This is a genomic window from Allomuricauda sp. CP2A (genome assembly GCF_001683915.1).
Classification (GTDB): Bacteria; Bacteroidota; Bacteroidia; order Flavobacteriales; family Flavobacteriaceae; genus Flagellimonas.
Genome location: NZ_LXTT01000026.1, coordinates 156,753 through 169,378, shown reverse-complemented (window position 1 = coordinate 169,378; position 12,626 = coordinate 156,753). Strand labels below are relative to the sequence as shown.

Sequence of the window (12,626 nt, the reverse complement as noted above, 5' to 3'; positions counted from 1 at the left end):
GGGTTACCTTTTATAAAATATATAGTCCAAAGGTTCTGGAATGATACCGGAACCCCTAAAATCCATTGAAATTTGACCTCTGTGGTGGGTAGAATGGTTCACTATGTGAAAAAGGACATCCTTTAGTTCATTGCCAAAGGTTCTCCCTTCGCTGTTTTCATATTCCACCCTTTTGTAAAGATCATCTGCATTGGTGATGATCTCAAACGAAGTCCTTTGGTTCTCATAGTGGATATCTTCCCAATCTTCAAAGGGCTGTTCCTGCCATACCTTATATTTAATTGGGGATTCCAAAATCCGTTGGTTCCAAATATGGTGGGCGTTCAAGATATGACTGAACAGGCGTATGGTGTTCTCCGAGATTTTATCTTGGGAACTACATTGTGCAATCAATTTTTTGTTGCAATAAAAATTATAGTCGAAGAGTTGTTGTAAAAATCCCTTCATACGGCCGTTGCTTATTGAGGTGCGTCAGAGTAATTGTTCCAATAACTTTTTAGTGGCCAGGATACCTTCTTCCTCGCCCAGTTCATTGCCTTCATATTCAACATCAATAAATCCGGTATAACCCGAATCTTTGACAATCTTGATCATTCTGGCAAAGTCTATGGTGGTCTCCTTGCCCTCTTCATCAAAACCATAGGATTTGGCACTGACACCTTTGGCGTAGGGCATCAATTCAGTGACTCCTTTGTATCGATCATATTCCTCAAGACATTTGGATTCATAATAATCCCCTGCCTCTCTTTTTATGCAAAAATTACCAAAATCCGGGAGTGTGCCACAATTGTCCATGCCCACTTGTTGTATCACCTCTACCAACAATCCTGCATTTGAGGAAGGCCCGCCATGGTTTTCAACAATAACATTGATGTTCTTGTCCTTGGCATAGGTGGCCAATTGTGTTAGCCCATCAATGGAAGCCGGTTTCCAAGCTTCAGGGTCTTGGGTGCCATTTAGGTTTACACGGATGGAATGACAGCCCAATGCCGCCGCCGCATCTACCCACTTGTAATGGTTCTCCACGGCCTCTTTTCTTTCTTTTTCATCGGTGGCCGCCAAATCTCCCTGTCCATCCACCATGATCAGTAAATTCTCCAGACCGTATTTTTCACTCTCGTCCTTGCTTTTTTCCACAAAAGCGTTCATGGCGGCTTCGGAAAAATTATCCTTTTCCAATTCGGGATAATATAACTGGCTTACGTATTCAAGGCCATCAAAGCCCCATTCATTTGCCATTTCGGCAAATTTGTAGGGGTCTACCCCATCCTCCCTGATCATTCTGTTGATGGACCACTGGGCCAAGGAAATTTTATAGGAAGGTTCGGTTGTTTCAGCCATTACCTCCTCGGATGTTTGGATATCAGAGGTTTCCTTTTTCTGGTTCTGTTTGCAGGAATATAATCCTGATACCAAAATCACCATAACGGTCAAAACACCGCTTTGAAAAACATTCTTTTTCTTCATAAACACAAACTATCGATTTTCTTATAGAATCCAAAAACTACAACGTTATAGTAGGGAATTCTCAATAAACATAGGGATTAAATGTAGAAAATTAATTTAATAATTAATACATTTAGCAACTAAACAATCCGAATAAATGAGTAAATTTTATTACAACGAGGAGCAGGAATCATATGATGCCATTGTAGTAGGAACTGGCATTAGTGGTGGTTGGGCTGCAAAGGAGCTATGTGAAAATGGCCTTAAGACCCTCGTCTTGGAACGTGGTCCCATGGTGAAACACCGTGAAGACTATCCTACAGCTAATTTAGACCCTTGGGATTTCCCCCATAATGGTGAATTGCCGAGAGAAAAGGCTGCCAGGCAAGAAAAACAGGCCAGGACCGGCTATACCGTAAAAGCTCCGCACAATTTTTGGTTTGTGGATGATATTGACCATCCTTATAATGAAACGAAACGATTTGATTGGATGCGGGGGTACCACGTAGGTGGCCGTTCCATTATGTGGGGCCGTCACAGCTACCGCTGGAGCGACCTTGATTTTGAAGCCAACAAAAATGATGGCATTGCCGTGGATTGGCCCGTGCGTTATAAAGATATTGCCCCTTGGTACGACAAGGTTGAAAGTTATATCGGGGTTTCCGGTGAGGCCTTGGGCTTGCCACAGCTTCCCGATGGAATCTTTGAACCCATGATGGAGCTCAACTGCGTGGAAAGCCATGTCCGGGAAAAAGTTGCTGAACATTTTGATGGACGGGTGATCACTGCAGGAAGGGTGGCCCACATCAACAGTGATAAGCAGTTTGATGGTGACGGACGTGTACGTTGCCAGTTTAGGAACCGCTGTATCCGAGGATGTCCGTTTGGAGCCTATTTCAGTAGTGTTTCCTCAACGTTGCCCGCTGCGGAAAGAACAGGCAACATGACATTGCGACCAGATTCCATTGTTCATGAAGTAATTTATGATCCAGATACCCAAAAAGCAACAGGGGTAAAAGTAATAGACCGCGAGACCAAAGAAGAATTCGAATTCAAAGCTAAAGTAATATTCCTTTGTGCCTCTGCAATTGCCTCTACCTCCATTTTAATGCAGTCCAGATCTGATCGTTTCCCCAATGGCTTGGGCAATGATTCCGACCAATTGGGAAGAAATATCATGGACCACCATTTAAATGTGGGTGCCGCTGGTAAATTTGATGGATTTGAAGATAAATATTACAAAGGAAGAAAGCCCAACGGAGTATACGTTCCACGATTTAGAAACTTGGGCGGCAGCTCCAATTCAGATAAATTTATTCGTGGGTATGGTTATCAAGGTGGTGCCGGAAGGGACAACTGGGAAGAAACCGTGGCCGAGCTTTCGTATGGAAAAGACTTTAAGGAGGCTATCCTTAAACCAGGGGGATGGTCCTTTGGTATGGGCGGTTTTGGCGAGGTACTTCCTTATGAGGACAACCGAATGACCCTGGATTACGATAAATTGGACCAATGGGGATTGCCAACCATTACTTTTGATGCCGAGCTTCATGAAAACGAATGGAAAATGCGTGAGGACATGAAGGAGCAGGCCGTTGAAATGCTCACCAAGGCAGGTATTAGGGATGTTGAGCCTTACGATGAACCTGGCGCTTTGGGCCTTGGAATCCACGAAATGGGAACCGCCCGAATGGGTCGCAACCCCAAGACTTCTGTCTTGAATGGAAACAACCAGGTTCATGCCTGCAAGAATGTTTATGTAACCGATGGAGCGTTCATGACATCTGCAAGTTGCGTGAATCCTTCGTTGACCTATATGGCCTTTACGGCAAGGGCTGCTCACCATGCTGCTCAAGAACTTAAAAAAGGAAATATATAATGGAAAGAAGATCTGCACTAAAAAATATGGGATTGGCCTTTGGTTATGCCGTGGCCACACCAACGCTATTGGGAATTCTCCAGAGCTGTAAGGATAAGGCTCCGTATGCGGAATGGGTACCTTCCTTTTTGAGCAAAGACCAAGGATATGCCCTTGCACAGACCGTGGACATTATTTTGCCAAAGACCGATACGCCTTCGGCCACGGAAATGAACGTTCATGTGTTTATTGATGCCTATTTGGACGAGGTTTTGCCAGAAGATCAATTGAATTTTGTAAAACTGAAGATGGACAGGTTTTATGACAAAGTTTTGTCCGATTCCGGTAAACAGTCCCTGGCAGATGTGGAAGCAAGCGATATAGAGCCGGTTTTAAAGGCCTATTTGGCAAAACGCACCCCAGAGCAAGAAGAAATCCATATGGAAGCAATTGACAGCTATATGGACGCTATCATCAGCGGTGGCCAAGCCGATATTGATGACGACATAGCCCGTTTTTCTTTTGCCAATGACCTTCGTGACCTGTCCATTTGGGCATACAAGTCTTCAGAGTTCATCGGTGAGGAAGTATTGGCCTATGCCCCTGTTCCAGGTGAATATATTGCTTGTGGCGACCTAACTACTTTGACCAACGGTAAAGCGTGGTCACTGTAATTTTTGTTCTCTTTCTTTTTATGGAAATAAAAAACCTCCTTTTAGGAGGTTTTTTTGGTATTGAATGGTACAATCCAAACAAAAATACCTCGGATGGTTCTAAGTGGGGTGAACGTTCTCCGAGGTATCTAATCAATAAACACTATCACATATACTGATAAAGTTCAGTACAGACTATGATCCGCACATCAAGCAATCATCGTCTGCTTGACCTTCCTTGGCGCGGGCGATCATTTCTTTCATCTCTTCTGGTGTCATAGGTCGTATGTCCACTTCTTGCTGGTTCACGTCGGTAGCTTCTACCTTTAAGGCTTCTGCGGCTGCAGCTGATGTCATCTCAGACTCTACCGCCACGCTAACCGGCTCTTCTTTCTTTTTGGAATTGTCCAAGGTGAATTTAATGGCATCCACCGCAGATTTGGTCCTGAGATAGTACATTCCCGTTTTTAGACCACTTTTCCATGCATAGAAATGCATTGAGGTAAGCTTGGAGTAGTTGGCGTTCTCCATGAAGAGGTTCAATGATTGGCTTTGATCTATGAAATAGCCCCGTTGACGGCTCATATCAATAATGTCCTTCATACTGAGCTCCCAAACGGTCTTGTACAGCTCCTTGATGTCCTGTGGAATTACATCAATATCTTGAACGGAACCATTGGCACGCATCAACTCTTGTTTTAGGTTTTCGTTCCATAGGCCCAATCGCACCAAATCTTCCAAAAGGTGCTTGTTTACCACAATGAACTCTCCAGACAATACCCTACGGGTATAGATATTGGAGGTATAAGGCTCAAAACATTCGTTGTTGCCCAAAATCTGGGATGTTGAGGCCGTTGGCATGGGCGCGACCAACAAGGAGTTTCTGACCCCATGCTTTTTTACATCCTTTCTGAGCTTTTCCCAATCCCATCGTCCGGAAAGCTCTTGGTCCTTGATGCCCCAAAGATTGTGCTGGAATTCCCCTTTTGAAATGGGAGACCCTTCGTAGCTGGAATAGGTGCCTTCTTCCTTTGCCATTTCCATGGAAGCAGAAACGGCTGCATAATACAAGGTCTCAAAAATATCTTGGTTCAATTTTTTGGCCTCATCGCTGGTGAAAGGCATGCGCAACATAATAAAGGTGTCCGCCAATCCTTGCACACCCAGACCAATGGGTCTGTGCCGCATATTGGAATTCCTTGCTTCCTCCACGGGATAAAAGTTACGGTCAATCACCTTGTTCAGGTTCTTGGTGACCCGCTTGGTGACCCTAAAAAGTTCCTTATGGTCAAACTCACCATTCTTGATGAACATGGGCAGGGCAATGGAGGCCAAATTACATACGGCTACCTCATCGGGGGAGGTATATTCCAGGATTTCGGTACACAAATTGGAGGAACGTATGGTTCCCAAGTTCTTTTGATTGCTCTTGCGGTTTGCGGCATCTTTGTAGAGCATATAGGGTGTCCCCGTTTCTATTTGGGACTCCAATATTTTCTCCCAGAGATCACGGGCCTTAATGGTTTTTCGCCCCTTGCCTTCAGCTTCATATTGGGTGTACAGCTTTTCAAACTCATCACTATGGCTGCTGAACAATCCAGGGCACTCATTGGGACACATGAGGGTCCATTCGCCGTCTGCTTCTACCCGTTTCATGAACAAATCCGGAATCCACATGGCATAGAACAAATCGCGTGCACGCATTTCTTCCTTTCCGTGGTTTTTCTTTAAATCCAAAAAGTCAAAAATATCGGCATGCCATGGCTCCACATAAATGGCAAAGCTCCCTTTTCGTTTTCCACCACCTTGGTCCACATAGCGCGCCGTATCGTTAAAGACCCGCAGCATGGGCACAATTCCGTTTGAGGTTCCATTGGTTCCGGCAATATAGGAACCAGTGGCCCGTATGTTGTGAATGGACAAACCGATACCTCCCGCAGACTGTGATATTTTTGCGGTTTGCTTCAATGTATCATAGATGCCATCGATGCTGTCATCCTTCATTGCCAATAGGAAACAGGACGACATCTGGGGTTTTGGCGTTCCTGAGTTGAAGAGTGTGGGCGTAGCGTGTGTAAAATACTTTTTGGACATGAGCTCATAGGTCTCTATGGCAGATTCCAAATCATTCAAATGGATGCCAACCGCCACCCGCATGAGCATGTGCTGGGGACGCTCGGCAATTTTCCCGTTCAGTTTAAGAAGATAGGAGCGCTCCAAGGTTTTAAAACCGAAATAATCGTAGCCAAAGTCACGGTTGTAAATGATTGTTGAATCCAACGTTTCCGCATTCTCTGAAATTACCTTGTACACTTCATCGGATAACAAAGGTGCTTTTTTGCCCGTCCGAGGGTTTACATATTCGTAGAGGTCCTTCATGGCCTCGGAAAAGGATTTTTTGGTGTTCTTGTGCAGGTTGGAAACCGAGATACGTGCCGCCAACTTCGCATAATCAGGATGGGTGGTGGTCATGGTGGCTGCAATCTCAGCGGCCAAATTGTCCAATTCTGAAGTGGTAACCCCATCATACAGCCCTTCAATGACCCGCATGGCCACCTTAACGGGATCCACCAAGGAATTGAGTCCATAACAAAGTTTTCTTACACGGGCCGTGATCTTGTCGAACATGATCGGCTCCTTTCTTCCGTCTCTTTTTACTACATACATGGCGCTACGAATATTTAGTTTTATTGTTGGTTTCTGTTGAATGTTAAAAATTTAACATTTAAGGTTAAGTGCATGAAAACTTCCGGGGTCGTCGGAAGTCAACAAAATCTTTTGGTCACTTAAAAATCTGCGTCGAAACTGATCTTTTGTGAATCAGAATCTTTCTCTTTGTTCAAAACACCTGCCTTTTGATATTCGGACACGCGTTTTTCAAAGAAATTGGTCTTTCCTTGGAGCGAGATCATATCCATAAAATCAAATGGATTGGTGGAATTATATTCTTTCTCACATTCCAATTCCACTAATAATCGGTCTGTTACAAACTCCAAGTATTGGGTCATTAATTTAGCGTTCATACCGATAAGGCTCACTGGAAGTGACTCGGTAATGAACTCTCTTTCTATGTTCAGGGCGTCAACAATAATTTCCTTGATGCGCTCCTTGGACACTTTGTTTTTTAAATGGTTGTTGTGCAGATGTACGGCATAGTCGCAATGCATTCCCTCATCTCTTGAGATCAACTCATTGGAAAAGGTAAGTCCTGGCATGAGGCCTCTTTTCTTCAACCAAAAGATGGAACAGAACGCACCGGAGAAGAAGATGCCTTCCACGGCGGCAAAGGCGATCAATCGCTCGGCAAAACTTGGTGACTCAATCCATTTTAAGGCCCAATCCGCTTTCTTTTTTATGGCGGGAAAGTTTTCAATGGCCTTGAAGAGGATACTTTTTTCTTTTTCCTCTTTCACATAGGTATCAATAAGCAACGAATAGGTTTCGGAATGGATGTTTTCCATCATGATCTGGAAGCCGTAGAAAAACTTGGCCTCGGAATACTGCACTTCATTTACAAAGTTTTCCGCCAGATTTTCATTTACAATTCCATCCGAAGCGGCAAAAAAGGCCAAAATGTGTTTGATGAAATAGCGTTCGTCATCACTCAATTTGTTGTTCCAATCCGTCAAGTCTTGGTGAAGATCAATCTCCTCTGCGGTCCAAAAACAAGCTTCCTGTTTTTTGTACCAATCCCAAAGATCGTGGTGCTGAATGGGAAAAATTACAAATCTATCTTTGTTTTCTTGTAATATGGGCTCAATTGCTTCTGACATAATCGCTTGTTAAAATTTTTAATTCGGAAGGAGATTTCCTTGTGAACAGGGCTAACAAAGATTCAAAATTGTTGGTAGATTGTAAAGGGGGTTTTTGCGAAACAACCGCAAAGTTTTTAACACAGGCTGTTGAAATCTAATCTGGCGGCTACCCTCGTTGGCCTCGGCAAAATATGGCCCTTTGATAACTTTTCGGTTACAATTTCAGCCAAACAAAAAAGACCAAAAAGTATATTGCGACATACTAATTGGTCTTACTGCTTATGAACTGCGGTTAGTGCTATAATCTGTGATTATTACCAAAAGTACGGCCTCTTCAGGATATGCCATAGGTGCATTTAATTCTAGGTAGTTCCCCCGAAACCTAAAACCAAACAGTATACCAAGGCTCCTCTGAAGATTTATTTTTGCAAGCGGTTTCTATAATCAAGAGAATTGGTTGCTTTGGCCGTACAATTTATTGGTAATATTTGTATGAACGTTTATCTGGGCACATGGCTGCTCTTGGCGGCCACGCTATCCCAATCTGGCTGTACCTTCATGTCCTTACTTTCCGAAACAGCCGCAAAAATCAAGGCAATTATTAAAATCACGAACAATATGAAACACTTTTTCATTTTTACACGATATTGGTAAAGACCCCAATTTTTTTTGACAGCACCAAGATAGATAACATAGGCCCTGCTTCCTTGTTGGTATGTATAAACGGTTGACTTTTATGTATAGTTGGCTTACGTAATTTTAACCATTGTAATCTTGTTTTGCCGACAAGTATGGGTCATGGGGCAAAAAAGGTGTCTTTTTTCACCTGATTTTACATTTTTTACCAGTTATACGCCTTAAATGCCCAACAACACATAATTTTAATAAGCATAAACAGAATAATCCTAAATTTGATATACCTATTATTGTTTATATGCTAGAAGCGGTTATTGTAGATGACGAGATTAAGGCCCTACAGAGCTTGAGTTGGGAGCTGACCAACTTGAGCGATGAGGTGGACATCATTGCATCGTTCACCGATGCACATGAGGCCTTGGGCTATCTGGAGCATAATACTCCAGACTGTCTGTTCTTGGACATTGAAATGCCCGCCATGGATGGTTTCCAATTCATTAAAAATTTAAAGAACAAGGACTTCCCCGTGGTCATCACAACGGCGTACAACCAATATGCCCTCCAGGCCCTAAAGAATGAGGCCATAGATTATTTGCTCAAACCCATTGACACGGATGATCTGGAGTTGACCATTGCCAAAATAAAAAAGTTCAACGCCAAAAATTTGACCATAAACCGGTTGGAAAAGATATTGTTGAATTTCAATGCTGAATCGCACAGCAAAAAAATTACGATAAATACGGATGGCAAATTGGTCTTCTTGAACAGCGACGATATTCTTTATGCCGAATCTGACGGAAATTATAGCACCATTTTCCTGAGCGATGGCCAGAAAATACTGCTTACAAAGAAATTAAAGGAAGTAAATACCCTTTTGCCAGACAATAGCTTTTTCAGGATTCACAACTCCTATATCATCAACCTGAACAAAATAAAGGAATTCCTAAAGACCGACGGATATGTCGTATTGGAATCCAATCATAAAATCCCAGTCTCCAGGCAAAAAAAATCCGATTTTCTGGATATGCTATAACGTCCCAATATACCTGTGCTTAAAATTGAGTTCACACACATCAAAAACCTAGGTCCGCTGCGAAAGGCAATCTTATGCCCACTACTTTTATGGTTTGGAGTTTACATGGCTCCGGCCCAAGAAATTCCAGATGACTTTAAAGAAAAGGCCGCCCGACTGGTTGAATTGATGCCCAGGACCTATCTCTCTTTGAACACCGAACTCAAAGAAGAAAACCAGGACACAACCCTGCTGCGCTATTTTGCCAATTTGTCCAGGGAGAACAACTATTTGGAGGGAGAAGCCTATGCGTTTAACCAAATTGCAAGGGAGTATAGGAACATTTCGCAATTCAAAAAGGCCGCAGACCTTCATGAAAAAGCCCTTGAACTTGCCGAAAAGGCGAACAATACAGAGCTTAAAGTATTAAGTCTGAACATGCTCGGGGTGGTCTATAGGCGCACCGATGCCATAAAAACGGCATTGGACTACAACCAAAAAGCCCTGGAAATAGCAGAGGCTGTTGAAAATCCTTCCCACCATATCAAGAGAAGTATCAATGTGTCCCTGAACAGCATCGGAAACCTATATCAAACCTTGGAACAGTACGATCTGGCCATCATGCAGTTTAAAAGGGCCCTTAAACTGGAAGAGGAACTGGGCAACAAATTGGGGCTTGCCATCAACCACCAGAACATAGGGGATTGTTTGGAACAAAAGGGGGATCTTGAGGGTGCTTTGGAAAACTACCGGAAATCTTTGGCCTATAACGAAGAAATCAATTCAGATTATGGGCGGGTCATCTGCAAGAACAGCTTGGCCCAGGTCTATTTAAAACAAGATATGCCCTATGCCGCACTTGTTTTATTGGAACCCCTGCATGAAGAATCCAAAGAAATAGGTGATTTTTTTATTACCTCATCCATCTTTATAAATACAGGTTGGGCGTACACAAAAGTGAAAGAATTTGACAAGGCCCAAAAGTTTATCCAAGAAGGGCTGGAAATGGCACAAAACCACAACATGCCCAGTAATGTCCTCGAAGCCTATCAAAGACTCTCCGACCTTGAAAGCGAAAGGGGCAACTACAAAGAAGCCTACACCTTATATAAAAAGGCCAGTGAATACGACAAGGAAATCTCCAGTGCCACCAACTTAAGGTACATGAACGACGTTATTGTGCGGTACGAAGCCGAGAAAAAGAACAACCAAATCTCCGTATTGGCCAAAGAAAATGAAATTGTGCGCCTACGGTTAAAGAAAAACCAGACCACTCTTTTGGTAAGTGCCCTGATTGTGGGGCTGGTGGCCTCCATTCTCTACATTTTGTACCGGCAGTACCAAAACAAGAATGAAAAAAGAGTGCTTTCCCTGGAGCAGAACATGCTCCGTAGCCAAATGAATCCCCATTTTTTGTTCAACTCCTTGAATTCCATCAAACTCTACATCATCAACAATGAGCAAAAAAATGCGGTACACTACTTGAACAAATTTTCCAAGCTGATCCGTAAAATCCTGGAAGCCTCTTCACAACGGGAAATTACCTTAGCGGAAGAATTGGAGACCATAGAACTGTACATGAACATTGAGAACATTCGGTTTTCCAATGAAATTGATTTTAAAATCACTGTGGATGAGGACCTTTGCCCATCCAACATCAAAATTCCCTCATTGGCATTGCAGCCCTTTCTTGAAAATTCATTGTGGCATGGCCTTTCTCCAAAAGAGGGCAAAAAAATGATTCATTTGAATGTAAAACGGAAGAGCCAGAACCACGTTTCCATTGAGATTGAGGACAATGGTGTGGGCAGGGGAGCCGCCGAGGCCAACAAAGAAAATAGGGTGCTGAAACGAAAATCGGTTGGCATCCGTATCACCAAGGAACGTTTGGCCAATTTTTCAAAAGACTACCAGAATAAATTTGATGTGGATATTGTGGACCTGTTCAACACAGATGGCAGTCCAAAGGGAACCAAGGTCATCTTGGACATTCCTACGATTTAGCATGGCCCATGGCCACTTCTTCCAGTTCCTCGTACCATTTCTTACCAAATTTCCGGGTCAGGGCCTCTTTTACAAATTTGTAAATGGGCACTTTTAATTCTTTCCCCAAACTACAGGCCGGGTCACATATTTCCCATTTATGGTAGTTAACCGCCGTAAACTCAGAATACTCCCGGGTACGCACTGGGTATAAATGGCAAGAAACAGGTTTTGCCCATTTGGTTGCTCCATCTTCATAGGCGGCTTCAATACCGCACTTGGCAATGCCTTCTCCTGAAAAAATCACGTAGGCACACTCACTGTTGTTCACCAAGGGTGTTTCCCATTCACCATCCTCTCCCTTCACAAAAGTGCCCTGCTCTTCAATGGCCTTGATGCCTTCCGGTCTTAAATAGGGCTTTACTTTTTCATAGATGTTGATCAGAATATCGGTTTCGGAATCCTCCACTGGAGCACCATATTCCCCACCAACACAACAAGCCCCTTTGCACGCATTGAGATTGCACACAAAATCGTTTTCCAAAATCTCTTCGGACACTATGGTTTTACCTATCTGAAACATGTGCTTGCCTTCTTTTTGGGCAAAGGTAACCCAAAACAAAAAAATTGATGTTTTCCAAACATTATATGTCATCCAAAAGTCGTTTTATGCCGTACATTTGCAGACCGAAAAAAGTAACGTCATGAATTTGAATTTTAAGGAAATTGCTACCGCCAGCATGATTCTGTTCGCCGTGATTGACATTGTGGGCAGTATTCCCATAATTATCTCCTTGCGGAGCAAAGTGGGTCATATTCAATCTGAAAAGGCTTCCATTGTAGCAGCCTGTATTATGGTGGCCTTTCTTTTTGTTGGGGAACGAATTCTTTCGTTGATCGGTATTGATGTCAACTCCTTTGCCGTGGCGGGTTCCTTTATCATATTTTTCCTGGCCATTGAAATGATCTTGGGCATTACCCTTTACAAAGACGATGAGCCTGAGAGTGCTTCCATTGTTCCCATTGCTTTTCCACTTATTGCGGGAGCGGGAACCATGACCTCGCTATTGGCCCTTCGGGCGGAATATCATGTGGAAAACATTATTGTTGCCATTATCCTAAACATTATCTTTGTATATATGGTTCTTAAATCCAGCGCCAAAATTGAGCGGGTCTTGGGTAAAATAGGCCTCAGCATTATTAGAAAAGTATTCGGTGTAGTGCTCTTGGCCATTGCCGTAAAGCTTTTTGCAGCCAACATCAATCAGCTCTTTGAGCATCTATAA

The 12,626-nt window shown here is 43.2% G+C and carries 11 protein-coding genes; 5 read left to right on the top strand and 6 right to left on the bottom strand.

Features of this window, described 5'->3' with window-relative positions; genetic code table 11:
* Positions 1-3: 3 nt before the first annotated feature.
* On the bottom strand, positions 4-447 hold the full coding sequence (locus A7D14_RS03485) for a DinB family protein (protein ID WP_067029995.1): 444 nt from the start codon (positions 445-447) through the stop codon (positions 4-6).
* A 24-nt stretch (positions 448-471) separates the two neighbouring features.
* Positions 472-1,467, bottom strand: coding sequence for a sugar phosphate isomerase/epimerase family protein (locus A7D14_RS03480; RefSeq protein WP_067029992.1), 996 nt, complete (start codon positions 1,465-1,467; stop codon positions 472-474).
* 136 nt (positions 1,468-1,603) lie between these two features.
* On the opposite strand from A7D14_RS03480, the gene A7D14_RS03475 reads away from it, so the two are divergent.
* Complete coding sequence (locus tag A7D14_RS03475) at positions 1,604-3,322, top strand: GMC oxidoreductase (RefSeq protein WP_067029989.1); 1,719 nt, start codon at positions 1,604-1,606, stop codon at positions 3,320-3,322.
* The gene (locus tag A7D14_RS03470; RefSeq protein WP_067029986.1) at positions 3,322-3,975 is read left to right on the top strand and encodes a gluconate 2-dehydrogenase subunit 3 family protein; all 654 of its coding nucleotides are present in this window, start codon (positions 3,322-3,324) and stop codon (positions 3,973-3,975) included. The genes A7D14_RS03475 and A7D14_RS03470 overlap by 1 nt, the downstream gene beginning before the upstream one ends.
* A gap of 174 nt (positions 3,976-4,149) precedes the next feature.
* On the opposite strand, the gene A7D14_RS03465 is transcribed toward A7D14_RS03470, so the two are convergent.
* The 3 genes from A7D14_RS03465 to A7D14_RS20330 all read right to left on the bottom strand — a co-directional run bounded on the left by A7D14_RS03465 (position 4,150) and on the right by A7D14_RS20330 (position 8,344).
* A complete protein-coding gene (locus A7D14_RS03465) occupies positions 4,150-6,621 on the bottom strand; it encodes a ribonucleoside-diphosphate reductase subunit alpha (protein WP_067029983.1) in 2,472 nt (823 codons plus the stop codon).
* Positions 6,622-6,740: 119 nt separating this feature from the next.
* A complete protein-coding gene (locus tag A7D14_RS03460) occupies positions 6,741-7,727 on the bottom strand; it encodes a ribonucleotide-diphosphate reductase subunit beta (RefSeq protein WP_067029981.1) in 987 nt (328 codons plus the stop codon).
* Between the two features lie 482 nt (positions 7,728-8,209).
* Positions 8,210-8,344: a hypothetical protein gene (locus tag A7D14_RS20330; RefSeq protein ID WP_255307378.1), complete on the bottom strand. Its 135-nt coding sequence runs from the start codon at positions 8,342-8,344 to the stop codon at positions 8,210-8,212.
* 299 nt (positions 8,345-8,643) lie between these two features.
* On the opposite strand from A7D14_RS20330, the gene A7D14_RS03455 reads away from it, so the two are divergent.
* Together A7D14_RS03455 and A7D14_RS03450 are read left to right on the top strand one after the other, a co-directional pair.
* Entirely contained in the window at positions 8,644-9,378 is a 735-nt protein-coding gene (locus tag A7D14_RS03455; protein WP_067029978.1) for a LytR/AlgR family response regulator transcription factor, read from the top strand.
* 15 nt (positions 9,379-9,393) lie between these two features.
* Positions 9,394-11,361: a tetratricopeptide repeat protein gene (locus tag A7D14_RS03450; protein ID WP_255307377.1), complete on the top strand. Its 1,968-nt coding sequence runs from the start codon at positions 9,394-9,396 to the stop codon at positions 11,359-11,361.
* Here the strand turns inward: A7D14_RS03450 and A7D14_RS03445 are convergent.
* Positions 11,351-11,923 carry a DUF3109 family protein gene (locus A7D14_RS03445; protein ID WP_067029970.1) on the bottom strand — a complete coding sequence of 191 codons (573 nt, stop codon included), beginning with the start codon at positions 11,921-11,923 and terminating at the stop codon, positions 11,351-11,353. The two genes, A7D14_RS03450 and A7D14_RS03445, sit on opposite strands and share 11 nt — an antisense overlap.
* A 121-nt stretch (positions 11,924-12,044) precedes the next feature.
* Between A7D14_RS03445 and A7D14_RS03440 the strand changes: the two genes are divergently transcribed.
* Complete coding sequence (locus tag A7D14_RS03440; protein WP_067030238.1) at positions 12,045-12,626, top strand: MarC family protein; 582 nt, start codon at positions 12,045-12,047, stop codon at positions 12,624-12,626.